General features: G+C 66.0%; 18 protein-coding genes and 1 tRNA gene. 5 read left to right on the top strand and 14 right to left on the bottom strand.

All coding sequences use genetic code 11. The features are described 5' to 3' along the window. Nucleotides 1-21: 21 nt before the first annotated feature. The 8 genes from LC060_RS17620 to LC060_RS17585 all read right to left on the bottom strand — a co-directional run bounded on the left by LC060_RS17620 (nucleotide 22) and on the right by LC060_RS17585 (nucleotide 13,059). Entirely contained in the window at nucleotides 22-402 is a 381-nt protein-coding gene (locus LC060_RS17620) for a hypothetical protein (protein ID WP_226637916.1), read from the bottom strand. A 296-nt stretch (nucleotides 403-698) separates the two neighbouring features. Continuing rightward, the gene (locus LC060_RS17615) at nucleotides 699-3,731 is read right to left on the bottom strand and encodes a TonB-dependent receptor plug domain-containing protein (RefSeq protein WP_226637914.1); all 3,033 of its coding nucleotides are present in this window, start codon (nucleotides 3,729-3,731) and stop codon (nucleotides 699-701) included. A gap of 557 nt (nucleotides 3,732-4,288) precedes the next feature. Beyond that, a complete protein-coding gene (locus LC060_RS17610) occupies nucleotides 4,289-6,268 on the bottom strand; it encodes a TonB-dependent receptor (RefSeq protein ID WP_226637913.1) in 1,980 nt (659 codons plus the stop codon). 65 nt (nucleotides 6,269-6,333) lie between these two features. Beyond that, on the bottom strand, nucleotides 6,334-9,468 hold the full coding sequence (locus LC060_RS17605) for a WD40/YVTN/BNR-like repeat-containing protein (RefSeq protein WP_226637911.1): 3,135 nt from the start codon (nucleotides 9,466-9,468) through the stop codon (nucleotides 6,334-6,336). Between the two features lie 54 nt (nucleotides 9,469-9,522). Beyond that, nucleotides 9,523-10,866: a M20/M25/M40 family metallo-hydrolase gene (locus LC060_RS17600; protein ID WP_226637909.1), complete on the bottom strand. Its 1,344-nt coding sequence runs from the start codon at nucleotides 10,864-10,866 to the stop codon at nucleotides 9,523-9,525. A 166-nt stretch (nucleotides 10,867-11,032) separates the two neighbouring features. Further along, nucleotides 11,033-12,520, bottom strand: coding sequence for a DUF2779 domain-containing protein (locus tag LC060_RS17595; protein WP_226637908.1), 1,488 nt, complete (start codon nucleotides 12,518-12,520; stop codon nucleotides 11,033-11,035). A 75-nt stretch (nucleotides 12,521-12,595) separates the two neighbouring features. Beyond that, nucleotides 12,596-12,680, bottom strand: a tRNA-Leu gene (locus tag LC060_RS17590). Between the two features lie 97 nt (nucleotides 12,681-12,777). Next, the gene (locus tag LC060_RS17585; protein WP_039390108.1) at nucleotides 12,778-13,059 is read right to left on the bottom strand and encodes an integration host factor subunit beta; all 282 of its coding nucleotides are present in this window, start codon (nucleotides 13,057-13,059) and stop codon (nucleotides 12,778-12,780) included. A gap of 354 nt (nucleotides 13,060-13,413) precedes the next feature. Between LC060_RS17585 and LC060_RS17580 the strand changes: the two genes are divergently transcribed. From LC060_RS17580 to LC060_RS17565, 4 genes are all read left to right on the top strand, one after another. After that, nucleotides 13,414-15,000, top strand: coding sequence for a peptide MFS transporter (locus LC060_RS17580; protein ID WP_226637906.1), 1,587 nt, complete (start codon nucleotides 13,414-13,416; stop codon nucleotides 14,998-15,000). 66 nt (nucleotides 15,001-15,066) lie between these two features. After that, nucleotides 15,067-16,449, top strand: a complete 1,383-nt coding sequence (locus LC060_RS17575; RefSeq protein WP_226637904.1) for an amidohydrolase — start codon at nucleotides 15,067-15,069, stop codon at nucleotides 16,447-16,449. Continuing rightward, nucleotides 16,446-17,747, top strand: coding sequence for an amidohydrolase family protein (locus tag LC060_RS17570; protein ID WP_226637903.1), 1,302 nt, complete (start codon nucleotides 16,446-16,448; stop codon nucleotides 17,745-17,747). Before LC060_RS17575 ends, LC060_RS17570 begins: the two co-directional genes overlap by 4 nt. 74 nt (nucleotides 17,748-17,821) lie before the next feature. After that, a complete protein-coding gene (locus LC060_RS17565; RefSeq protein ID WP_226637901.1) occupies nucleotides 17,822-18,580 on the top strand; it encodes an SDR family oxidoreductase in 759 nt (252 codons plus the stop codon). Nucleotides 18,581-18,708: 128 nt separating this feature from the next. On the opposite strand, the gene dxs is transcribed toward LC060_RS17565, so the two are convergent. From dxs to purH, 5 genes are all read right to left on the bottom strand, one after another. After that, nucleotides 18,709-20,643, bottom strand: a complete 1,935-nt coding sequence (dxs, locus tag LC060_RS17560) for a 1-deoxy-D-xylulose-5-phosphate synthase (protein ID WP_226637899.1) — start codon at nucleotides 20,641-20,643, stop codon at nucleotides 18,709-18,711. Between the two features lie 148 nt (nucleotides 20,644-20,791). Continuing rightward, nucleotides 20,792-21,295 (bottom strand): Fur family transcriptional regulator, encoded by a 504-nt coding sequence (locus LC060_RS17555; RefSeq protein WP_226637897.1) that lies wholly within the window; start codon nucleotides 21,293-21,295, stop codon nucleotides 20,792-20,794. 68 nt (nucleotides 21,296-21,363) lie between these two features. Next, on the bottom strand, nucleotides 21,364-21,513 hold the full coding sequence (locus LC060_RS17550) for a hypothetical protein (protein WP_213499743.1): 150 nt from the start codon (nucleotides 21,511-21,513) through the stop codon (nucleotides 21,364-21,366). Between the two features lie 193 nt (nucleotides 21,514-21,706). Beyond that, nucleotides 21,707-21,928 carry a hypothetical protein gene (locus tag LC060_RS17545; protein ID WP_213499741.1) on the bottom strand — a complete coding sequence of 74 codons (222 nt, stop codon included), beginning with the start codon at nucleotides 21,926-21,928 and terminating at the stop codon, nucleotides 21,707-21,709. 30 nt (nucleotides 21,929-21,958) lie between these two features. Continuing rightward, nucleotides 21,959-23,551, bottom strand: a complete 1,593-nt coding sequence (purH, locus tag LC060_RS17540; RefSeq protein WP_226637895.1) for a bifunctional phosphoribosylaminoimidazolecarboxamide formyltransferase/IMP cyclohydrolase — start codon at nucleotides 23,549-23,551, stop codon at nucleotides 21,959-21,961. A gap of 651 nt (nucleotides 23,552-24,202) precedes the next feature. Between purH and LC060_RS17535 the strand changes: the two genes are divergently transcribed. Further along, nucleotides 24,203-24,592, top strand: a complete 390-nt coding sequence (locus LC060_RS17535; protein WP_226637893.1) for a hypothetical protein — start codon at nucleotides 24,203-24,205, stop codon at nucleotides 24,590-24,592. A gap of 111 nt (nucleotides 24,593-24,703) precedes the next feature. Here the strand turns inward: LC060_RS17535 and LC060_RS17530 are convergent, their stop codons facing one another. Further along, entirely contained in the window at nucleotides 24,704-25,087 is a 384-nt protein-coding gene (locus tag LC060_RS17530; RefSeq protein ID WP_226637890.1) for a hypothetical protein, read from the bottom strand. Between the last annotated feature and the right edge of the window lie 251 nt (nucleotides 25,088-25,338).

Raw genomic sequence — 25,338 nt, 5'->3', positions numbered from 1 at the left:
GGCCGTCCCATTTCGGGTGGGTCAGTCCCGCTCTCCGGGCAGCGCGTAGCGGCGCACGAGATCCCCGTAGACATAGAGGTCGAGCGGTTCGGCGAACTCCAGCCCGGCGCAGTGCGCGTTGGACCAGGCGACGAAGGCAAGGGCCGGGCGCTGGCCGGGCAGGGCAAGACGCACCGCCTCATCGGGTTCCAGCCCCTCCACCCCCTCGATCCGGGCGCCATAGGGGGTGAGATCCTTCAGCATGACCGTGCTGCTGGAAATGGTGCGGCGAAAGCGCGCCAGCATCTCGACATGTTCGCGCGGCGCCCGCCGCCCGAACGGCGAACAGGGCGCTTCGGGCGCCGCCTCGACAAGGCTCTCGGTTCTATCCCGCGATGCTGCGGGGAACAGGGCACGGACCATCCGATCTCCTTCCGGCCATTCGGTTAGCCAGCCAATCAAGCGGCCTGGAGAGGCAATCTAGGTCGGATAGGGTTAGCGGATCGCAAGCGGCAGCCTATGGATATGCACGTGGTCTGCAGGCACGAAAAAGGGGCGGCCTCGTGGGGAGGCCGCCCCTTCTCGGGGCCCGGTCTATCCGGCGGGAGGATGCGCTGCGATCAGGGTTTCAGGCAACCGCAGCGGGGAACCGGACGACGGGCGCCGTCCTGTCCGACGATCAACAAGGGACCGGACCGCCGGACGAGACGTGAGTTGCCTTAGAAGTCCACCTTCGCGCCGATGCGGAAGTAGCGGCCCATGAAGAGACGATCCTGCCATGCGGCGTTGAAGTTGTAGATGCCGTAGGCGGCGTTGGGGTCGTACTTCGGCTTGCCGTCGAGGATGTTCATGACATCCGCGTAGAGCGTGAACTTGCCGTCGCCGATCTTCGTCTCGGCGTGGCCGTCGAGGTTGAAGGTGCTGGGGCCATGGCACTGCACGGCACGGCCGCTGTCCGGGTAGGTCACGAGCTGACCGGCTGCGGCGCTGGCTTCGCAGTCCTTGTAGGTGCCACCGGCATCGGACGCGGTGCTCGAGTAGCCGCTGGTGTAGTACGCGGTGAGCGTCACGCTGGTCTGCTCATCGAAGTCCAGCGTGTTCTGCCACGAGGCGCGGAAGCGCGGCGCGCCCGAGCACGAGGTCCAGTTACAGCCACCCAGCGAGCCATCGAAGCGGTTGATCGTGCCGTCGATGTCCTGCTGCAGACGGATCAGGTACGAGGCCGTGGCGTTGGTGCGCCAGGTGATCGTGTCGGTGATCCCGAAGTAGGCCGAGCCCGAGAAGTCGATACCCTTGCCGAGCATCGAGTTCGCGTTCTGGAACGAGCTGCCGACCTCGCCGATCAGCGGAAGCGCGCCGAGGTTCTCCGGATCGGGTGCCCCCTGCGTCACGGTGATGCCCGGCATGTCCACCTGGCCGTTGTTGCCGTAGTAGGCGGCATAGAGCGCATCGGTGGGGTTCACCGAGGTGATCAGGTTCTTGATCTTGGTGCGCCAGTAGTCGACCGTCAGCGTGATGTTGCGGGTCGGCTGGATCACCGCGCCGAAGGTGTACGAGGTCGACTTCTCGGACTTCAGGTCCGGGTTGCCGGCCGAGGTGATGCCCAGGTTGTAGCCGCCCTCGTAGTAGCCGGGGTTGCTCGCGTGGGCCGCGCAGAAGTCCTCGAAGGCCGCGTTGCTGCAGTTGATCGTGGCGTTGATGTAGCCGGTCGAGGGCAGCTGGAACGATTCGTTGAGGTTCGGGGCACGGAAGCCCTTGGTGAACGTGCCGCGCAGCTTGAGCTCGTCGATCGGCTGGAATTCGGCCTCGAACTTGGGCGCGAAGTTTTCCTGGCCGGTCGAGTAGTGGTCATACGAACCGTCGGCCTTCACGCGGAACTCGTCCATGATCGGAACCGAGATCTCGTAGGCCGCCGACCACACGTCGCGGTGGCCCTTCACGCCGATGGCGTTGATGCCGTAGTAGCGGTCCGCCGGGTTGACGTCGTTGGGGGCGTTCGAGCTCGGGTTGTTGATCGACTCGTAGCGGTACTGGCCCTGGATCGCGACGTTGACCATGCCGCCGGGCAGTTCGAACACGTCCTTGCTGAGGGTCGCCATGACCTGCGCGAGCTTTGAGGTCGCGCGCTTGTGCTGGTCGGGGAACACGCCCTGGATGGCTTCGGCGGAGTTGGCCGAGGGATCCATGAAGTTGTAAGTGCCCTGCGCCACCGCGTCCATCAGCCCCTGGGCGTTGATGTAGCCGGTGTTGGTGACGTCCAGCGTGACTTCCGAAGCGGTCGCGCCGATCATGTAGTCCCAACCGTCACCGAACGAGCCGTCGACGCCGCCCGAGATGCGGTAGGTCTTGGCGTTGGTGTAGGTGTAGCGCGGCATGTCGGGCATGCCGAGCAGGCGGGCCGACTGGCCCTGCGCGGCAAACGGGTTGTTCGGGTTGAGCGTGCCGTTGCTGGCATCGCAGCCGGTGCCGGTCAGCTGGTTGTCGGCCGAGAGCGTGCCCACGCCGTTCGCGCAGACATAGGCGGGCAGGTAGATCTGGCTGATCGTGACGCGGTCGCCGCCTGCGGCCGTGCGGCCCGTCCAGCCCGAGGGGGCCATGCGGTTTGCCGTGGTCACGTTGTAGTAGTTGAACATCAGGAACGCCTCGGTGAGGTCGTTCAGGCGCACCGTGCCGCGCAGCGTGCCACCGATACGCTTGGTGCGCGCGGTGTAGGCCTCGTAGTCGTTGGTGAGGTCCTGCTGGCAGACCACCGACGGAGTGCCGGCGATGCCCTGGGCCTGCTGCTCGGGGGTGAGCGTGACCGCGTTCAGGCGGCCGCAGCCCGCAGCCGGGTTGAGCAGCTGGTAGTCGCCCTGCGCGACATAGTTGCCGTCGGCGTCCTGCGTGAAGGGCTGGACGAAGGGAACGATGGTCGACTGGATGCCGTTGAAGCCGCCGTCAGCCTGGATGCCGTTGCGCACGCTGTTGGTCAGGCAGCCGTCGGTCGGGCCGCCGCAGATCGAGGACTGGTCGGCCGTGCTCCACGGACCCTTGCGGGCCGAGAGGTCCATTCCGGCGTTCTTCTGGTACTCGAAGTTCGCGTAGATGTTGAAGCCCTGGTCGTCGAGATCGCCGTAGCCGTAGGTGCCGTTGATGCGCTGCTCGTCACCGTCGCCGCGCTGCGAGACGCCCATCGAGGCATCGAGGTGCAGGCCCTGGATCTGGCGCTTGGTGATGACGTTGACCACGCCCGCGATGGCGTCCGAGCCGTAAGTCGCCGAGGCGCCGTCAAGCAGCGTGTCGACGCGGTCGACAACCGAACCGGGCATCGAGTTGATGTCGACGATGTTGCGCTGGCCGTCGTCCGCAAGCGGGTAGTAGGCGGTGCGCATGCCGTCGAACAGCGTCAGCGTGTAAGCGTTGTTGAAGCCGCGCAGCGACGGGGCGGTGGCGCCGGTGGTGAAGCCGTTGCCCGACCAGCTGGCGGGAATCGTGCCCGCGTTGTTGGCCGTCAGCGTCTGCAGCGTGTCGGCGACGGTCTTGATGCCGCGTTTTTCCAGATCGTCCGAGGTGATCGAGACGACCGGCGAGGCCGTGGCGGCCGCCGGGTTGCGGGTGATCGAGCCGGTGACGATGATGACATCGTCGGCGCCTTCACTGGCGGCCGGGGCCGGAGCGGTGGCGTCCTGAGCCTGGGCGGTGCCGCACAGCAGTGCGAAAGCGGTCAGGCTGGTGGCGCCGCGCAGCGCGGCCTTCCGGAAAGTGGTTGTCACGTAGTTGTCCTTGTCCCTTGGAGCCGGGCAGCGTGGGGGCGCTGGGGGATCCCGGCTCGGTTGCAGGGCTTTCGTGATCGGCGGTCGCGAAAGCCGTGAGCGCTGCCTGTTGGCGGGCAGGGCAGGGACGTTCAACGCTTTTGGAAATGTTCAAGAAATATATTTGCGAGGCGTTGCAATCATGCAACGCTTTGGTTTTAAATAAAAAATGTATCCGTTTGCGAAATTGATCCAACAAGGCACGGGAGGTGTAGAAACAAACTGCAACAATTTGTCCGTACGTAAGACGGGCGCATTGTGCGACGCAATATTTGCAGGAAAGCAGATATCATTCCTCTCCTGAGTTCGATTGCGTCTGTCAACTGATGTGGGAAATGTCCTCTGGATTTTTCGCAGGCGCAGTGTGGCGAACAAAATTGCCATAAAAGTGCAATAAAATTTCCGTCTGTGCCAAGAACTGACGTGCCGCCAGATCCCATCGTCGCACGGCTATCTCGAGCGTCCGGCGGGCGTTAATGGCAAGGCCCGGATCTGTTGCCCCGGACCTCGAGGATGGGTCAGAGCACCTTGAAGCCGACCAGCAATGTGCGTCCAGGCCCGGGAAGGCCGAGTTGCGGGGTGACGACTTCGTCGGTGAGATTGGCCAGGTTGACGAAGAGCCGCAGCGGCAGGCTAGGCCCCTGAAGTGTGTAGCTGGCCTGCAGGTCGAACGTGGTGGCGCGGCCGAGCGGGACGAGCGTGCCGTCCGCGTCCGCGGACCAAGCGCGTCCGATGTGTCGCGCGCGCAGCCATCCGGCAATGCCTGCCGGACCCGTGTAGCGCGCGGTCATCGTGGCGAGGAGGGCAGGCCGTTCGGCAAGGCGGTTGATCTGGCCTGGCGGGGGATCCTTGCGGCGGGTGCGCGTCCAGGTCAGGTTCCCGCTCAGGGCAAAAGCTTCGCTGGCCTGCCAGTTGCCCCCGGCCTCGAGCCCCTTTACCTGTGAACCTGGAAGGTTGATGCGCTGGCGCAGGCCGTCAACCCGGTGCTGGTCGATGGTGTCGTCAAGGTCCTGGAGGAAGGGGACAAGATAGAAGGATGAGCCCTCGCCGCCGGTCCATTCCGCTCCCAGTTCGGCGCTGACGATGGTCTCGGGGCGCAGGTCCTCGTTGGCCAGGAAGCGGTTGATGCCCGACCCGAACAGTTCGCGCATCGTGGCGGAGCGCGTTTTGCGGCCAAGGGCGGCCCGCAGTGTCCAGCCCCCGCCTGCGTCGGCCAGGAGCGCAGCGCGTCCGCTCCACGCGCCCACGTCTTGGATCCGGGGAAACGCGCCCGTGCGCCGGTATTCGACGACGTCGTAGCCCACGCCTAACTCGGCGCGCAGCGCCCGGCCAAAGGCATATTCGAGCTCGCCCCCCAGGCTCCAGGTGCGCTGGGTGTAGCGAGCGGTGGGGCCTAGCCCCGCTGGCAGGACATTGGCGTCATAGTCGGCATCGCGCTGGCGGTGGGTCGACTGCAGGAAGTTGAACGAGCCCTCGAACGTGGCTGCACCAAAGCTGTGCTGCAGCAGTTCACGAAGGCCCCAGGTCCGGTCCCGGTCGGCCTGGAGGCTGTCGCGCGCGGTGTAGCTTGCCTCGGCATAGGCCACGATGTCCTGGTCGAAACGCTGGACCCAGCCGGTGCTGTCGAGCGTGGTCGCCGGACCGAGCGGGGAATGCAGGTTGGCGGTCAGGACCGTGTGGGCGATGCCGTTATAGCGCCAGTGACGCGCCCCCTCCGTGACGTTGCCTTCCGGTGCGATGCCCTTGTCGCCCCAGACGTGGAAGGCGGTCACGCGCAGGTCCTGGCCGGCAAGATCGGTTTCGAAATGGGCAAAGACATCGCCCAGGCGCCGGTCGGTGTTGGTGCGAAGGTCGCGGTCGTCCTGCGCATGGGGCAGGTTGGCTCCGCGTGCGAGCGCGATCCCGTCGCGCGCCGAATAGCCCCCGCCCAGTAGCGCTGGCCCTGCGCGTATGGCGACGGTGCCGCGCGTCAGGTTGCCGGTGCCATGGGCAAGGCTGCCCCCGTCACGGTTCCGAGCCCAGAAGCTGATCGCGCCCAGCGCGTTGACGCCGTAGTGCGGAGCCAGCGGGCCCGCCGCGCTCTGCACGCGGCCCACGAGGCCAGCTGGAAGCAGCGAAAGGTCAAGCCGGTTGTCCCAGGGGATATTGAGACTGGCCCCCTCGAAGAAGGTGGAGAGCTGGCGTTCGCTCGCACTGCGTAGCACCGCGATGGCCTCGCCGCGCGAATTGACCGGGATTTGCACGGCCGGAAGGCTGGCGGTGAGCTCGTCGAGCGTGGTTGCATTGAGTTCCGCGATCCGTGCGGCCGATATGTCATGGCGGGTCTCGAAGGCGGCGAGCGGGCCGAGGTTCTCGTCGGCCTGGACCACGATGGTCTCGGAGATGGTAAGCCTTTGGGCTAGGGCAGCTTGCGGCAGGCCCAGGGTAAGCGCGCATCCCGCAGCGAGCGCGCGGGATGCGCGTCGTAGCGGTACGGAGGGAACGAGAGGCCGGGTCAACAAAGTGCGGAACGTCCTTTGGCCATGCGCTGCGTCTTGCGCATGCCTTGGCGGGATGGCCGGCTTCAGGTCTCCGGGACGGGGGGGGCGCCCTGAAGGTAGGCGTTGAGTTCGGCTGGAGTGACCGGCCCCAGCGCGGCGTCAAGGTCCTGCACGATCCCACCCAGGGCCTGGCGCAATTCGGCAAGGCGCACGACGGCGTCGCGCCCGACCGGTTGGTCGGCCGCTGTGGTCTCCCGGTAGAGGTAGGTCACGTGGGTCTCGAGGCCGGGCTGGCTGTAGCGGATCGGCGGGGTCAGCAGGCGCTGCGCGATGGGGGTGAGCGTCGCTTCGGCCACGCGGCCCGTGGCCTGGGCCCGGCGCAGACGCCAGGCCGCCAGTCTGGTGTCGTGGACCAGCGCCAGTACGCTCCGGTTGTGCGCGAACTGGGCTTCAAGGTCGGCCTGGGTGACCCCGCTTGCGACGATGCGCGGGTCCTCAACCACGGTGAGCGGCTGGGTGGCGGTAAAGCCGCCTTGTTCGATGCGCACGCTGTAGGAGCCCGGCACGGCCATCGGACCTTGGGGGAAGTGGTCGGTCTTCGTCATGTCGGTGAGCAGCGTGCGGCTCTCCGGCGTAGTGGCAAGGCCAAAGGGCTTGCCGGTGGTGCGCAGGTCCCAGATGAAACGGTGCATGCCCGGGTTCGCGTCGGGATGGGCGGAGGTGCGCGCGCGGTAGCCGCCCGAGGTATGGCCTGCCCCGTCCTTCTTCGGGCTATCCCCGGCGCTGGTGAAGCGGCGGACCAAGTTGCCCTGATCGTCGAGCACGGTGAGGGTAAGTGGACCTGAAGCGCCGGGGGCCAGGTAGTAGTCGATCTCGGCCCCGGGCAGGACATGGCTCGGGCCTTCGCCGGGGGCGGGCCCCTTGTCGGCGCGGGCGTTGACGCGCACCGCTTCGACGGGCCGATAGAGGCGGCTGGACGAGGCCGAGGTTCCGGCGGGGGGCAGCTGGCGCAGGACGCCAAGGTTGTCGAGGATCCAGAAGCCGCGCCCTTGCGTCGAGAGCACGAGGTCGCCGTGCGCTAGACGCAGGTCGGTGATAGGTGTTGCCGGCAGGTTGAGCTGGAAGGGCCGCCAGTTGGCCCCCCGGTCAAACGAGACATAGAGGCCGAACTCGGTGCCCGCGTAGAGAAGGCCCGGGCGCTCCGGGTCCTCGCGGATGACGCGGGTCGGCTCGTCCGCGGCGATGCCGTTGGTCCCGTCGGTCAGCCTGGTCCAGGTCCGGCCGAAATCATCGGTGCGGTAGAGGTAGGGCGCGAAGTCGCCAAGCAGGTAGCGGTAGATCGCGACGTAGGCGGTGCCCGCCGCGTGCTTGCCCGGATCGATGTTCTGGATGCGTCCGCCTTCGGGCAGCCCCTCAGGCGTGACGTTGGCCCAGGTCTTGCCGTCGTCCCGTGTGACCCAGACCAGCCCGTCGTTCGAACCGGCCCAGATGACGCCCGGCTGCACGCGGCTTTCGCGGATCGCGTAGAGCGTGGAGTAGACCTCTTCGCCCGTGGCATCGCGGGTGATCGGCCCGCCCGAGGCCTTCTGCGTGCCCTCGGGCGTGGCGGTGAGGTCGGGGCTGATGACCTCCCAGCTTTCGCCCCCATTGCGTGAACGGTGCACGTACTGCGAGCCGTAGTAGACGGTGTCGGGATCGGTGGGTGAGGTCTCGAGCGGGGCGACGCGCTGGAAACGGTAGCGCAGCTGGTCGGGATCGTTGCCGTAGAGCGATTCGCTGCCGATCCAGAACTGTTGCTCGTTGCCGTTGGTGCGCATGTCGAGGCGGGAGAACTGCCCTTTGCAGCCGCCCCAGACCACGTTCGGATCGTCGGTTTTGGGGATGATCGGGCCGGTCTCGCAGCCCGGGCCGATGAGGTAGTCGGGGCGGTTCTGGCCCAGCGGCTGCGAGGGCACGATGACGGTCGTGTTGTCCTGCTGCGCGCCATAGAGGCGGTAGGGGAACTGGTGGTCGACCGCGACCTGGTAGAGCTCGGCCGTCGGCTGGTTGGCCTGCGTGCTCCAGTGGTCACCGCCGTCGAAGGAGACGTTCGCGCCGCCGTCGTTGGCCTGGATCATGTTGGCGGGATCGGCCGGATTGATCCAGACGTCGTGGTTGTCGCCGTGGGGCACGGGGCGGGTGATAAAGCTCTGCCCTGCGTCCACCGACTTGAACCAGCCTTCGTTGCCGACGTAGACGATATCCGCGTTGCTGGGGTCGACTCCCAGCGTGGTGTAATAGAAGGGCCGGGTAATCAGGCGCTTTTCATCGTTCACCCGAGTCCAGCTCGTACCCTCGTCGTCCGAGCGGTAGAGGCCGTGGCCCGGGTCGGCCTCGATCAGGGCGTAGAGGCGGGAGGGGTCGGCGGCGCTCACCCCCACGTTGGCGCGCCCGAACAGGCCGGTGGGCAGGCCTCCGCCCAGCTTTGCCCAGGTGTCGCCGCCATCGGTGGACTTGAAGATGCCCCCGTCCAGACTGCCCGAGATGATGGTCCAGGGCTTGCGGAGCCCGTGCCACATGGTGGCGTAGAGGACGCTGGGATCGCCTGGCTTGAATTCGATGTCGGCGGCGCCCAGCGCGTCGGAGAGGAACAGGACCTTCGTCCAGCTCTGGCCGCCGTCGCGGGTGCGGTAGACGCCGCGCTCCGGATTGTCCGTGAACGGATTGCCCGTGGCCGCGACGAAGACCTCGTCGGGGTCTTGCGGGTTGATGCGGACGGCCGCGATCTGGCCCACGTCACGAAGGCCGATGAACGTCCAGGTCTCGCCCGCGTCGGTGGACTTGTAGATGCCGCGCCCGATTGAGACGTTGCTGCGGATCTTGGAGGAGCCGGTGCCCGCGTAGACGATGTCGGGGTTGCTCGCGGCCACCGCGACCGCGCCGATCGAGCCTACCTTTATCTGCCCGTCGCTCACGTTGTTCCAGGTGTGCCCGCCGTCGGTGGTCTTCCAGACCCCGCCGCCGGTCGTGCCCATGTAGTAGACCAGAGGTGCGCCCTCGACGCCCGTCACCGTGGTGACGCGCCCACCGCGCCAGGGGCCGACCTCGCGGTAGGCAAGGCCCGCCCATTCGCTGTCCTGATAGGTCGGCCGGTCCTGGGCCAGGGCGGGCGTAGGCAGAGCTGTCGTGGTCAGGGCCGTGCTCGCGGTAAGCAGGGCCAGCGTGCGGATCAGTTTCATCAATCCCCCCTTTAAAATGTGTCGTGGCGCCAGGCGCTCGCGCCTCCTTCGGATCTAGTCGGCCTCGGCGAGGAGCAGCAGCGTGGCGAGCCCGGCGCTCATGCTGGCAAGGTCGCTCGCGCGGTCGAGTTCCAGGTACTCGTCGAGCGAGTGCGCGCGGTGCGTGGTGAAGCCTGAGCCAAGCGTAACGGCCGGAATGCCCAGGCTCATCGGGAGGTTGCTGTCGGTCGAACTGCTGCCGTAGCGGACCTTAAAGCCCATCGCCTCGCTGGTGGCGCGCGCATATTCGACGATGGGCGCGGTGCGCTGGGTGAGGCCGACCGGACGGTCGCCGATGAGCGTGGTCTCATAGGTGATCTCGCCTTGCTCGGTTGAGCGCGCGGCGTTCTCGCGCGCGGCGGCGCCGGGCAGGATGGCGAGGAAGGCGGCTTCCTCTTTTGCCAGCTCCTCGGCGCTCTCCGAGCGCATGTCGACAGTCATCGAAGTCGCGAAGGGGATCGAATTGACCGAGGTGCCGCCCTCGACGATCCCCACGCTGTAGGTCGTCTTCGGCGAGGCGGGGACCTGCATCCTGGCGAACTGGGTGATCGCATCGCTCATTGCGTAGGCAGGATTAACCAGTCCGAAAGCCCCATAGCTGTGCCCACCAGGGCCCTTGAAGGTCACCGTGTAGCGCTTGGAGCCGATGCCGCCATGGGTGATGCGCCCGGCCTTGCCCGGCTCGAAGGAGATGAAGGCGTCGATCTTGCCCGCGTAGGGGCCTTCGTTGAAGAGATGGCGCATGCCGCGAAGGTTGCCCGGGCCCTCTTCGCCCACATCGCCCAGGAACAGGATGTCGGCCCTGGTCGTGTACCCGGCCTTGTCCATGGCGCGGATGAAGGCGAGGAGCACCGGCAGGCTGCTGGTGTCATCGCCGATCCCGGGGGCTGTCAGGCGGTTGCCCTCGCGCTTAACGGTGACATTGGTGCCTTCGGGGAAGACCGTGTCGAGGTGTGCGGCGACCGCGATCAGCGGGCCGCCCCCCGAACCCTTGCGCAGACCCATGACATTGCCTTGGGCATCGGTCTGGACCTTCTCGAGTCCGGCCGCCTTCAGCATCTGCGCGTAGGCCGCGGCGCGCCGGGCTTCCTTGAACGGGGGCGCCTCGATCTCGGTCAGGGTGATGAGATCGGCGACAATGGTGTCGTAGTCGGCGGCGAGCGATTTTTGGGCGGCTTCGAACCTGGGGCTGGCGAGGAGGCGGCTGGCCTCGTTGTCATAGTCCTGCGCCGCGGCGGGCAGGGGTGCCAGCGCAAGGGCAGCCAGGCTGGCGGCGAAGCTCCATGCACGTGCTTTTGTATGTGTATGTGGAAGCGCGGACGCATGGCAGCGTGCCGGAAGGACGTGCTGTGTGGTCATGAAATCGGCGGTGCCCCTGTCTGTGTTCGGACGCGCGCGCCTCGCGGTGCGGATGGAACGGCGCGGCGATGCCCGAGCTACTGTACCGATGGTACGGGCGCTGACAATGCGCCGGGATCAGGGCGGGATCAGGTATGGTCCCAACTTTCACGGGCCGAGGCGGCCTCTATTCGTTCGCGCGCCCTTCCTGTGAGGCGGCAAGTCGCCGGGCGAGGACCACCATCGCCCAAGTGTCGCGGGTGCAATAGGCCCGCAGCGCCTCTTCCAGCGCGCGGCGGCGCTCGGGCGAGGTGGCGGGCGAACTGGCTTCCAGAAAGCTGTCCTGAGCCATTGCGCCGTCCTGAACGGCAAGCTGCGTGTAGGCGAGCTGCGGCGCAATCGTGGGCAGCACCGCCTTGATCGACCAGGAGCCACGCTGGTCGCGGTGGTACCAGTGGTTGCGGGCGACGGGGAGCAGGTCGACCGTGCGTTCGGCCCGCGCCATCAGGGGGGCTTCGAAGGCAGGGACCTGGCGTGCCAGCGCGCGCAAGATCGCGCGTTCGAAACCGGCGTTGTAGGCAATGATGGTCGCGTTGGGCGGGATCGTGCGCGCCAGTGCCTCCGCGCAGCCCGGCCGCGGGTCGTTGCCATCGACGCACAGGTATTGATGGTGGGCCATCGTGCCATCGGCCTGCTCGAGGTGGAGCGAGAACTGGAAGGGCACCTGCTGGTAGGGTTTGGTGCCCGCCCAGAGCGGAACCGAGGCGGCGATCGTCTCGAAATCGAGCCAGGCGCGCGGCCAACTCCAGGACGCCATGGCGCGGCGCGCACCCTGGGCGTCATGGAACGGGGTGCCGCTCTGGGTGGCCGCCACGATGCGGGCCTCGCGCGGCTTGGCCATTGTCGCTGCGTCGAGTTCGAGAAGGTCGCACACGCCCTTGCGGGCCCACTTGCGTCCGCCTCCGTCCGGCAGAAGCGTGACCGGCCATTCAGGCGCGCCCTCCAGCGCCTGGCAGTGCGGGGCGAAGGGGCAGGGGGCTGGCTTGCGGCAATGCGGACCGGTCGGACAGTCCGGTTCTGGTCCCGAAACGACCCGGCGGGCTTGCCCGAGCAGATCCGCCATGTCGGATTGCTGCGCGCGCGCGGAGGCGGTGACGTCGGTGTCGGTGAAGAGGCCGCGATACTCCCCTGGCGTTTCGAGAACGAAGTTGGAAGCGATATGGCGGATCTGGGCGCGCGAGATCGCTAGCCCACTCTGTTCGAGGGTCCACATCTGGGCCGCCAGCCTGGCGACATGGTGGGGTTTGGGCTTGGTGGCTCTGTGGACGGCGGTAAGCCGCCAACGCCCCGGCGCCAAGGGATCGCGGGTGAGCAGGTCTGTATCGGCCACGAGGCCTTCGTGGACGAACCGGGCCTCGAAGATAGGACCTGGGTGTCCGGCGGCGAGGATCTGGCGGGTACGTCGCAGGGCCGTTTCGTGGCATTCGTGAGGTCCCAGGCGGATGCCTGCGTTTTCGTCGTCCCGGGCCAGTTCGTGAATGTCGAAGGGCGCGCTCTCGAAATGGGGCGTGGCTCGCGCGAACTCGGGGCGATGGACCTCCAGCCAGAGACGACGCGGGCACTGGGCCAGCGCGGCCAGATGGCGCGGGCGCAGCAGCCGATCAGGGCCGGGCAACGTGAGGATCGAAAGCAGGCATCGACAAGGAGCGCTCCACGGGCAGGCCGCGCTCGGCCGTCCCGGACAGGCGTATGGTGCGGGCGGCGGGACTCGAACCCGCACGATCAAGGATCAGGGGATTTTAAGTCCCCGGCGTCTACCATTCCGCCACGCCCGCACAGGCGTGGGCAGCGATCTGGCAGATCGCGGGGCTGGCGGCAACGGGGAACTTGCAGGCGCGCGCGAAGCTCCGGGCCCCGGCGCGGCCCGCCTGGTCAGGTGACGTTGAGGCGGGCGCGCATTTCCTTGCCCGGCTTGAAGTAGGGCACGCGCTTTTCGGGGACCTCCACGCTTTCGCCGGTGCGCGGGTTGCGGCCTACGCGGCTGTCACGGTGGCGCGTCGAGAAGGCGCCGAAACCGCGCAGTTCCACGCGACCGCCATCGGCGAGGCGCTGGCCGATCTCGTTGAAGAAGGTGTCGAGCGCGCTTTCCACGTCCTCGGCACGCAGTTCGGGATTTTCCTTGGCGAGTGCCTGCAGCAGTTCGGATCTGATCATTGCATCCCCCAATTGCACCGGGTCCGACCACGCCGGACATTCCGGAACTGGTTCCAACAGCGGCCCGAAAAAAGGGCCGCACCCCTTCGAATCATAAAATTGCGTATTCAAACGTCCGCGTCGAAAGGGAAAATGACATTTCATGGCGCATGACGCAACGCCTAACCTTTGCCCGTCCATTTCCGGGGCGAATCGCGGGCCTTCGCGCCGTGACATGGGTGTGCACGAGGCAAGGTCCCCCCTTCACAATGACCGTTTTGGCGCTAGGCTCGCCCGTCATACGCGGCCCGCGCCCCTTTGCTGTGCGGCGCACAGGGCCGAACAACACGATCAATCAAGGGAATTCCGGGGTCGATGGCGACACACTATGCCGAAAGCGGGGATGCCCGCGGCACCATATTGGGGCATCCGAAAGGCCTCTTCGTCCTGTTCTTTGCCGAGATGTGGGAGCGCTTCTCCTACTACGGCATGCGCGCGCTGCTCATTTTCTATCTGACCAAGCACTGGCTTTTCTCGGACGGGGAAGCGGGTGTCATCTACGGCGCCTACACCGCGCTCGTATACATCACACCGGTGCTGGGCGGCTACCTTGCCGACCGCTATCTGGGGCAGCGCAAGGCGGTCGCCTACGGCGCGATACTTCTGACATTCGGCCATTTCCTGATGGGCTTTGAAGGTTCGGGCGGACAGGATGCGGCCAGCCTCAACGTGTTCTGGCTGGCGCTGGCCTTCATCATCGTGGGGTCCGGCTTCCTGAAGGCGAACATCTCGGTGATCGTTGGTCAGCTCTACCCGCGCACCGATGCGCGCCGCGATCCGGCCTACACCATTTTCTACATGGGCATTAACCTCGGTGCCTTCCTCGGTTCGCTGCTGTGCGGCTATCTGGGCGAGGTCTACGGCTGGTCCTATGGTTTTGGTGCGGCGGGCGTGGGCATGCTGCTCGGCCTTGTCGTCTTCGTCGTCTTCAAGCCGCTCCTGATGGGCCGCGGTGAAGCGCCCAAGCCCTTGTCGAAGGGCTTTGAATGGGCGCTCTACGGCGTCGGCCTCGTGGCCGTGCTGGCTTGCTGGTGGCTGGTGCAGAACCAGGCCGTGGTCGGCACGCTGCTTGGTATCTTCGGCGGCATTCTGGTGCTGGGCGTGATCCTCTATTCGGTCGTGAAGCTGCCCGGACATGACCGCGACCGCATCTTCGCCGCGCTGTTCCTGATCTTCGTGTCGATCGTGTTCTGGGCGCTGTTCGAGCAGGCGGGCAACTCGCTTTCGCTCTTCACCGATCGCGAGGTTGACCGCAACATGCTTGGCTTTGAGGCGCCTGCCTCGATGTTCCAGTCGCTGAATGCGGCCTACATCTTCTTGCTGGCTCCGCTCTTCGCCGGGGTCTGGACGATGCTGGGCCGCCGCGGGTTCGAGCCTTCGGCTCCGTTCAAGTTCGGTCTTGGCGTGATCCAGGTGGGCCTTGGCTTCCTCGTCCTCGTCTGGGGCGCGAAGGCTGCGGGAATGGACAACGCCGTGCCGGTGCTTTTCATTTTCCTGATCTATCTCCTCCACACCACAGGTGAGCTGTGCCTCTCGCCGGTCGGCCTGTCGGCGATGAACCGACTGGCGCCCGCACACATGGCCTCGCTTATCATGGGCACCTGGTTCTTCGCTTCGGCGACGGGTAACTTTGCGGCGGGCCTTATCTCGCAGGCGGCCGGCGGCGATGGCCTCGAAGGCGGCGAAGCGGGCAAGGAACTGGTGCTGGGCGTCTACAACACGGTGGGGTGGTATGGCGTGGGGATCGGCGTTGCCGTTCTCGTCCTCAGCCCGCTGGTGAAGCGCCTCATGCACCTCGACAGCTTGCGCGACGACGGCGCGGAGGACGATCTTGCCGGGCAGGGCGAAGCGGGCCTCGAAGCCCAGGAAGGCGGCGTTCACCCCGAGGTGAAGCCAAACTAAGGACACAACCCTCCGGCCCGGTCAGCAATGATCGGGCCGGAGTTCTTTCAAGCAGGGGCATGACACATGAGGATGACGTCGCAGATCGGGCGGTGGAGCAGCGCACTGGCGCTAACCCTCGCGCTTACGCTGGCGCCGGGCGCGCAGGCGAAGACGAAGGACAAGGACGCCGAGGCGTCGCGCGAGGTGCCCTACGCCTCGACCTACAAGGCCTATCCCGGGCGCCCGACCGCGCTCGTGGGCGCCACTGTCTATGACGGGCGCGGGGGGCGGATCGACAACGGCACGGTGCTCTTCGCCGAGGGCAAGGTCGTGGCCGTGGGCGCGTCCGACCTCGCCATTCCCGAAGGCTACGACCGCATCGATGGCACCGGCAAGTTCGTGACGCCGGGCGTTATCGACGCGCACTCGCATCTGGGCGACTACGCCTCGCCCGGTGTCGATGCCAATTCGGATGGCAATGAGGCGACCGCACCGACCACGCCCGATGTCTGGGCCGAGCATTCGGTCTGGCCGCAGGACCCCGGCTTCAGCCGGGCGCTGGCCAACGGCGGGGTGACCTCGCTCCTGATCCTGCCCGGTTCGGCCAACCTCATGGGCGGGCGCTCGGTCATGCTCAAGAACGTGCCCGCGATCACCGTGCAGCAGATGAAGTTCCCGGGCGCGCCCTATTCGCTCAAGATGGCCTGCGGCGAGAATCCCAAGCGCGTCTACGGCTCGCGCGGGATGAAGCCGTCCACGCGCATGGGCAACTTCGCGGTCAACCGCCAGACCTGGATCGACGCCAAGGCCTACATGGAAGGCGACCACGAAAAGCGCGACCTGGCCAAGGAAACGCTCGAGGGCGTGCTGAAGGGCGAGATCCTCGTCCAGAACCACTGCTACCGCGCCGAGGAAATGGCGCTCGTGCTCGATATGGCGAAGGAGGCGGGCTACAAGGTCACCACCTTCCACCACGCGGTCGAGAGCTACAAGATCGCCGACATGCTGCGCGAGGCGGACGTGTGCTCGGCGGTCTGGGCGGACTGGTACGGCTTCAAGATGGAGGCCTACGACGGCATCCCCGAGAACGCCGCGCTGATCGCCAAGGAAGGTGCCTGCGTGGTCATCCACTCGGACGACCAGAACGGCATCCAGCGGCTCAACCAGGCCGCGGCCAAGGCGCAGGCTTCGGGGCGCCGGATGGGGATTGAGATCCCCGACGCCCAGGTCATTTCCTGGTTCACCTACAACGCGGCCAAGGCGGCGGGCATCGCCGAAAAGACCGGCAGCCTCGAGGAAGGCAAGATGGCGGATGTCGTCCTGTGGAATGGCGATCCGCTCTCGGTCTACACCCGCCCGGAAAAGGTCTGGATCGATGGCGCAATGCTGTTCGACGCCACCAATCCCCGGATGCGTCCGGTCAGCGATTTCGAACTTGGTCAGCCCGGTGAAGGAGACGTGAAATGAGCCGTATCCTCGCATTTGCCGCCAGCCTGGCAGCCATCGCCGCGCCGCTTGCCGCGTCCGCGCAGGACCTTGCCGTCACCAACGCCACGCTGGCGACGGGCGATGGCAGCGAACCCGTCGAAGGCGCGACCGTGCTCGTCCAAGGGGGCAAGGTCGTCGCTGCTGGCGTGGGCGTTGCGGTCCCGGCCGGGGTCGAGACCGTGGACGGCACCGGCAAGTGGGTGACGCCCGGCATCTTCGCGGCGGTCTCGGACATGGGCCTGTGGGACGTGCAGGCGGTTGGCGACAGCAACGATCTTTCCGCCGACAAGAGCCCGTTCAACGCCAGCCTGGACGTCGTGCCCGCCTTGAACCCGGCCAACGAGCATATCGCGGTCAGCCGCGAAGGCGGGGTGACGCGCGCCAGCGTAACGCCGTTCCCGGGCAACGCGATCTTTGCAGGGCAGGGTGCGCTCATTGATCTGGGCGCGGACGCCGCACTCGTCGACACGCCGCGCGCCTTTCAGCTCGTGGTGCTGGGTGAGGGCGGCGCGCGTGAGGCTGGCGGCAGCCGCATGGCCGCGCACGTCACGCTGCGCAATGCGCTGCGTGAGGCGAAGGCACTTGCAGGTGGGGCGGCCTCGGTCGAGCGGGCCTCCGATGCGCTGCTGACTCACGCGGATGCGGTGGCTCTCGCGCCTGTCCTCTCGGGTGAACAGGCGCTCTACGTCCATGTCGAGCGTGCCTCCGACATTCGCGCCGTGCTGGCCCTCAAGAGCGAGTTTCCCGCTCTCAAACTCGTGCTGATCGGCGCGAGCGAGGGCTGGATGGTCGCAAGCGAGATTGCCGCGTCGGGCGTCCCGGTCCTGACCATGCCGCTGCGCGACTTGCCGGAGCAGTTCGAGGTGCTGGGCGCGACCCAGTCCAACGTCGGGCGCATGGTCCAGGCGGGCGTCAAGGTCGGTATCGGCCTCTTCGCGGGCGACAACCAGCCCCGCCGCGCGACCGAGCAGGCGGGCAACCTCGTGGCCCTGACCAAGCTGCCGGGCGCGAGTGGCCTTACCTGGGCGCAGGCCTTCGCCGCGATCACTTCGATCCCGGCCGAGATCAGCGGCATGGGCGGCAAGGAAGGCGTCCTGGCGCCTGGTGCGGTCGGCGACGTGGTGATCTGGGACGGCGATCCGCTGGAGCTCTCCTCGGCGCCCGAGGCTGTCTACATCGACGGGGTCAAGCAGCCCTTCGACAGCCACCAGGCACGGCTGCGCGAACGCTACAAGGACCTGGATCGCACCTACCTGCCCAAGGCCTACGACTGGTAAATTTGCAGCATCGACACTTTCGCGCTCCGCAGGCGTTCCTCCCCTGAAGCGAATAAGGGACACACTAGGACATCATGCGGATCGCGATCGTGACGGGCGGCGCCCAGGGTATCGGCAAGGGGGTGGTGCTCCACCTTCTTGGCACGGGGTGGAAGGTGGCCGCCTTCGACCGTGACGAAGAGGCGCTGGCCGAACTTGCGGCCGAGTGCGGCAGTCAGCCGCTGCTGACCCAGGCCGTCGATGTGGCGGACGAGGATGGCATGGCGCACGCCTTTGCGCAGGTCGCGCAGTGGACGGATCATGCCGGTCTCGATCTCCTCGTTTCCAACGCCGGGATCGCGGATCCGGTCTCCGGGCCGATCGAGGAGCTTTCGCTGCAGGAATGGCGGCGCTGGCAGGACAGCCACGTAACAGGGGCGTTCCTGGCCGTGCGGGGGGCGGTCGCGCCATTGCGCGCGCGGAAGGGCAGCATCGTCCTCATGGCGTCTACCCGCGCGCTCCAGTCCGAACCCGATACCGAGGCTTACGCGGCGGCCAAGGGCGCGCTGTGCGCGATGACCCACGCGCTTGCCGTCAGTCTTGGCCCCGAGATTCGCGTCAACGTGATCCTGCCGGGCTGGATTGAGACGGCCGACTGGCAGAAGGCCAGCGCGCGTGGCGAACCCGAACACCGGCCCATTGATCGCACGCAGCATCCTGTGGGACGTGTCGGCGTGCCTGCGGATATCGCCGGGGCTGTCGAGTTCCTCGCTTCGGATGCGGCGGGCTTCATTACCGGGCAGCAGTTCGTCATCGATGGGGGAATGACGCGCAGGATGATCTACGCGCATTGAAAGAAGACCAATGATTCAAGGGGCCATCGCCCCTTGACCCCCAAAATCGGCAACCTCACCTTATCCCCGCCAGAATAGCAGGTGGAAGGTGAAGTAGACTGAGGTGGGAGTGCCGAGGGCGCTGCCCCTCAGGCCCTGGCTTCGCTCACGCCCTGGCTGTTGTGGCGCAGGGCCGAAAGCACGGTGTCGACGATCTGCGGCGCGTTGAGGCCGGCATCGTCGTACTGCTTCTCGGGCTTGTCCTGGTCCTGGAACACGTCGGGCAGGCGCATGGTGCGGATCTTGAGACCTGCATCGGTAAGGCCCTCGTCGCTCGCCATGGTGAGGACGTGGGCGCCAAGGCCGCCAATCGAACCCTCCTCCAGCGTGATGACCACTTCGTGGCTCAGCATCAGGCGGCGGATGAGATCGGTGTCGAGCGGCTTGGCAAAGCGCATGTCGGCCACTGTCGTCGGGAGGCCCTTGGCCTCCAGCGTGTCGGAGGCCTTGAGCGCCTCGCCAAGGCGCGTGCCGAGCGAGAGAATGGCGACCTTGCCGCCCTTTTCCGCCGAACCGCGAACCACGCGGCCCTTGCCGATCTCGAGGCGCAGCGGGGTCTCGGGCAGTTCCACGCCCACGCCGTTGCCGCGCGGGTAACGGAAGGCGATGGGGCCACTGTCATGCTGCGCGGCGGTGTGGGTCATGTGGACCAGTTCCGCTTCGTCGGCAGCGGCCATGACGACCAGATTGGGGAGCGTCGCCAGATAGGTGATGTCGAACGAGCCCGCGTGGGTGGCGCCGTCTGCACCGACGAGCCCGGCCCGGTCGATGGCGAAGCGCACCGGCAGGTTCTGGATTGCGACGTCGTGCACGACTTGGTCGAAGGCGCGCTGCAGGAAGGTCGAGTAGATCGCGCAGAACGGGCGCATGCCTTGCGCAGCGAGACCGGCTGCGAAGGTCACGGCGTGCTGTTCGGCAATGCCGACATCGAACGAACGCTCGGGGAAAGAGGAGGCGAACTTGTCGAGCCCGGTGCCCGAGGGCATCGCGGCGGTGATCGCGCAGATCGTGTCGTCCTTCTCGGCCTCGGCGATCAGGGCCTTGGCAAAGACGCCGGTGTAGCTGGGCGGACCGGCGGGGGCCTTGGTCTGCTCGCCGGTGACGACGTTGAACTTCTGGACGCCGTGGTACTTGTCGGCCGCATCCTCGGCGGGCTGGTAGCCCTTGCCCTTCTGCGTCACGACGTGGAGCAGGATCGGGCCTTCGCCCGCATCGCGCACGTTTTCCAGGACCGGAACCAGCGAATCGAGGTCGTGGCCATCGAGCGGGCCGACGTAGTAGAAGCCCAGTTCCTCGAACAGGGTGCCGCCCATGGCAAGTCCGCGGGCGTATTCGTCGGTCTTGCGGGCGGCCTGCGCCAGCGGGCGCGGCAGGCGGCGGGCAAACCGGCGAGCAAGTTCGCGAAGCCCCAGGAACTTGCCCGAGGAGACAAGCCGCGCGAGGTAGGACGAGAGGCCTCCGACCGGCGGCGCAATCGACATGTCGTTGTCGTTGAGGATCACGATCAGGCGGTTGCCCGCGGCCTCGGCGTTGTTCATTGCCTCGTAGGCCATCCCGGCGCTCATCGCGCCATCGCCGATCACCGCGATGCCGCGTCCGGGCACGCCCTTGATCTTGTTGGCCATGGCAAAGCCGAGCGCGGCCGAGATCGAGGTGGAGCTATGCGCAGTGCCGAAGGGATCGTACTCGCTCTCGGAGCGCTTGGTGAAGCCCGAGAGGCCGCCGCCCTGGCGCAGCGTGCGGATGCGGTCACGGCGACCGGTCAGGATCTTGTGCGGATAGGCCTGATGGCCCACGTCCCAGATCAGGCGGTCGGCGGGCGTGTCGAAGACGTAGTGCAGGGCCACCGTGAGTTCGACGACGCCGAGCCCGGAGCCCAGATGCCCACCGGTCTGCCCCACGGCCGAGATCGTCTCGGTGCGCAGTTCGTCAGCAAGCTGGCGCAGCTGGCCGGGCGCAAGCGCACGCAGGTCTTCAGGGGTGGAAACGGTATCGAGGAGGGGCGTTGCCGAGCTGGCGTTCATCAGGTTAGCCTTACACGTGTGCGGCGGGCATGTCGATCTGATCGACTTCGGAGCCATCGGGTCCTAACGGCCGTCCGTAAGGATTGTGCCAAGGAAAAGTCAAGAAATTGGCGGGCGTTTCAAGTTGGCACTGGAAAAAGAGGGCGCCTCAACTGCATGAAGCGCAGGTCCCGCGCAGTTCGACGACCGGGCGCACGTCGGCAAAGCCGTTGTCGCGGGCGGCCTTGATGAGTGCGCCGGTCAGTTCGTCGTCATCGATATGGACGACTTCGCCGCAGGCATCGCAGATCAGGAAGATGCAATCGTGGCGACAGCCGGGATGCGAATTGGCGATGTAGGCGTTTGCGCTCTCCACCCGGCGCGCAAGGTTCGTGCGCACGAACAGGTCGAGAATTCGGTAGACGCTGTTGGGGGCAACGCGCTTGCCGCGCAGCGCCGAAACGCTTTCGGCAAGATCATAGGCCGAGGCTGGCGTGGTGCGTTCGGCCAGCGAGGCGAACACGTCCGCGCGCATGTCGGTCCACTGTTCGCCCGCCGACACGAGCACGTCGCGCGCGGCCTTCTTCAGGCCTTCGCCGCTGTGTTCGTGGTGGCCGTGCGTGATTTCGCAATCGTCGTGAAGATCGGTGCCCATGCTTCCAATATGGGCCATCGGGCCCCGCTTCGCAATGTCGGGTGGTACCGTGGGTCCGGGCGGCTGTGCGCCGCGCACGGCGTGCCTCAACGCGTGGTGGCGGCTTCGGCCGGGGGAACCATCGAGTCCGAAAGCGAGGTGCCGGTGTCGATGCCCATGACGCCGAACACCAGCACGGCCCCACCGGCGAAGCCGAGAGCGAAGAAGCGGGCGAATTGGGTCTTGAGCAGGCGCATAGGGTATCCAGGCAATCGAGCGGTTGGGGCTAGCGATCAAAGCTAGCGGTTGGGGCGGCGCGGGCCGCCGGTTTCTTCCGCGCCCTCTTGTCCCAAAACGGCTGAGCGTCGAGTGAATAAAGGGCATCATCCGTTGACCGGACGATGAGTTGTTTCATGTGGGCGGCAGGGCGAGGAAATCGGCGGGAACGTGTCACATTCCTGTCGAAGGGCTGTGCGTTTCCATCAGCATTTCGAAGAGCGAAAGCGCGGCCAGAATCAGCACTGGCAGGGTGGCGCAACCGAAGGGAAGGCCGAGCGCGGCGATCCAGCTGGCCGGGCGCGAGAGGCGCCCCATGCGCAGCAGGATGGCCGAAATCAGGAACCCGGCCATGAAGCCGAGCGTCACGAGGGGGCCGAGCCAGAGCAAGGTCATGTGTGCAGCGGCCCCCGGCGTGTCGGTGTCTTAGTGACGGAAATGGCGCATTCCGGTGAAGACCATCGCGAGGCCCGCTTCGTTGGCCGCCGCGATCACTTCATCGTCGCGGATCGAGCCGCCGGGCTGGATGATCGCGCTGGCACCCGCTTCGGCGGCGGCGAGGAGGCCGTCGGCGAAGGGGAAGAAGGCGTCCGAGGCTACCGCGCTGCCATGGGTGCGCGGCGTGTCCCAACCGAACTTCTCAGCCGCTTCGGCGGCCTTCATCGCGGCGATGCGCGAGGAGTCGCGGCGGTTCATCTGGCCTGCGCCGATGCCTGCGGTCGCGCCGTCCTTGGCGTAGACGATGGCGTTCGACTTGACGTGGCGGGCCACGGTCCAGGCGAAGAGGCAGTCGGCCAGTTCCGCGTCGGTGGGCGCGCGCTCGGTGACGACCTTGAGATCGTCGAAGCCGATGGCGCCGTTGTCACGGCCCTGGACGAGCAGGCCGCCGGTGATGGGCTTCACATTGAGGCCGCCGCGGCGCGGGTCGGGCAGTTCGCCGGTGAGCAGCAGGCGCAGGTTCTTCTTCTTGGCGAAGAAGGCGCGCGCGTCCTCGTCCGCGTCGGGCGCGACGACGACTTCGGTGAAGATCTGGCAGATCGCTTCAGCGGTCGGGCCATCGAGAGTCTGGTTGACGGCGACGATGCCGCCGAAGGCCGAGACATCGTCGCAGGCCAGCGCGTCGTTCCAGGCGCCCAGCAGGGTGTCACCCTGGGCAACGCCGCAAGGGTTGGCGTGCTTGACGATGACGACAGACGGCTTCTGGCCCTTGAACTCGGCGGCGAGTTCGAAGGCGGCGTCGGCGTCGTTGTAGTTGTTGTACGAGAGTTCCTTGCCCTGGATCTGCTCGGCCTGGGCGAGACCCTTGGTGTAGGGACCGACCGGCGTGTAGAGCGCGGCCTTCTGGTGCGGGTTCTCACCATAGCGCAGGGTGGTCGAGAGGCGGCCGTTGACGGCGAGCATCTCGGGGAATTCCTGGCCCTGGTCGGAGAAGGCGAACCACTGCGAGATCATCGAATCGTAGGCGGCGGTCTGGGCAAAGGCGCGCGCGGCCATCAGCTTGCGGAATGCGAGCGTGGTGGCGCCGTCGGTGGCCTCCAGTTCGACCATCAGGCCCTCGTAGTCGACCGGGTCGGTGACGATGGTGACGTAGGCGTGGTTCTTGGCCGCCGAGCGCACCATCGAGGGGCCGCCGATGTCGATGTTCTCGATGATCGTGTCGCGGTCCGCGCCCTTGGCGACGGTCGCCTCGAAGGGGTAGAGGTTGACGACGACGAGGTCGATCGCGCCGATCGCGTGGTCTTCCATGGCCTTGGCGTGCTCGGCGTTGTCGCGCACGGCGAGGAGGCCGCCGTGGACCTTGGGGTGCAGCGTCTTGACGCGGCCGTCCATCATCTCGGGGAAATCCGTGATCTCCGAGATGTCCTTCACGGTAAGCCCTGCATCGCGCAGCGCCTTGGCGGTGCCGCCGGTCGAGACCAGCTCGACGCCGCGATCGGCAAGGACCTTGCCCAGTTCGGCAAGCCCGGTCTTGTCGGAAACCGAAAGCAGGGCGCGGCGGATCTGGACAGTATCGCTCATGGTCGAAAGGCTTCCTTGCAAAGAAGAGGGCGTCAAGTCTTTGCGCGCGCCCTTAGGCCGCGGACGGGACAGGAGCAAGGGTACGTGCGGCAAAAAGTGGCCCGCACGGCCGCGTCCGCACCCGAAGGGCGGACAGGGTGACACAAAGTTGACACAGGTGACACGGTCCAGGGGCTGTTACCGGCCCCCTCGTGTCACCTTCGAAAAGCGTTTGGTTTCAGGGGGAGAGGGGACATGCGACCGCCTTCGTCCGGTCTCGCACAAGGGCGCTGGTGTAGGAAAGCAAAATCCCGTGCCGCACAGAAACGAAGCAAGGCCAATGCTAGGGCCATCGCCCTCGCCCTCCCGGAATCGGACAAGGCAGGACGTGCGGTGAAGTCTGCTTCTGGGCAAAAGCGGAAGGTCTGCACCTTGGAAGCGAAAATGGAGCGATGAGTGACCGGGAAGGGTCGGGCCCGGGAGGGCCTCTATGCACTGGCGGCGGGAGTGGCCGCCAGGCGGCCCTGTCGGTCGTTCGAGAGCCGAATCGACCCGCCAGGGCGCGGCCCGTCCGGTTACGCTTGTCGATCCGATCGGCCAGCAGCCGGGATGGGTGGGAAGCCGACATACAAAGATGTAGCGCTTATCCTGTACAATCATTAGCTTGATTACATGATCAAGTATTTCCCGATCGAGAGCAAAGCACCTTGGGCAGATGCAGATGCAGCGGATCTGGTCTCATTCGATTGGCAACGAGAGACCGCTACATTCGAAATTTGGAATGATGACCGCGTCTTGGAGGTGAGCTTTCTTGGATATGGTGTAATTGTGCGAATGATGGACGAGTTTCCATTGTCTACGGAAAGCCATCCAGGGGATTGGGCTGGTCTTGTTCCCCACCACTTTGCCTACAGCGTAGAAGGCGACCCTTTTTTCGAGGCGCAATCAGAGAGTTGGCGTATCTCACAAGGATCGCCTAAGCATTATCGGTTCATTACTGGTTCCGGTTGCCTTGACGTTATTTCAAGCGGTGAACCTGCTTTTGCTCTGATTAGGCGCTGAATGTCCGCAATGGGGCGTGTGCCGAAATTCCGCCACGCGCCCATTCATGACCTTCGTCCATCGCGTCAGCGAATCCGAAACCCGCCGCGCGCTACTTTATGCATGCAGAAATTATTCAACATCGCTGTATTCTGCGACGAGTTTCGTTGTCTGGTTCTCATAGCAATATACCGGTGAGCCGCCGAGAGCGCCCCGCTCTAGCTCAAGTTCGATACAGAGCATTCCTGAGCCTTGGTTGCGTGTCGGAATAAACATTGATCGAGGCTTTCGATGTTGCAGAATTTCTGCATTGGAAGCCGTGGTCTTTCTTGCCCAACGCTCAACCGCGTCCTGAACTTGCTCATCCGTTCCAATCCACCTCTCGGCAGGATACTCTAGAACCTTCAAGGGCGAGGGGGCAGAATGTCGTGAACCTTCGAAATTGCCCAAGCCGTAGCCCGCCACGAGTAACGCCGAGGAATAGATCCCGATAAGAACGATCGTTTGGATACGCATTCAGCATCTTTGCACCCTTGATGGACTGCAGCAATACTGGCGGCAACGGGCCGATGGCTATCCTCAGGTCGGCTGCTGAATTCAGACATTCGCCTACCGGCCCGGCGTTGGCGCTCCGACAGGAAAACCGGAACGTCCGCATCTGGGAACGCGAAATTGGCGGCTGAGAGTCTTGAATGGGTCGAAACTGCGACGTTGCGGGTGAGCATAAGCGCCCGGTTCGCATTGCGCTCGACAGTGCGGGGAGCCCG

It is taken from the genome of Novosphingobium profundi (assembly GCF_020524485.1).
GTDB classification, from domain to species: domain Bacteria; phylum Pseudomonadota; class Alphaproteobacteria; order Sphingomonadales; family Sphingomonadaceae; genus Novosphingobium; species Novosphingobium profundi_A.
This window is presented reverse-complemented; position numbering and strand designations above follow the sequence as displayed.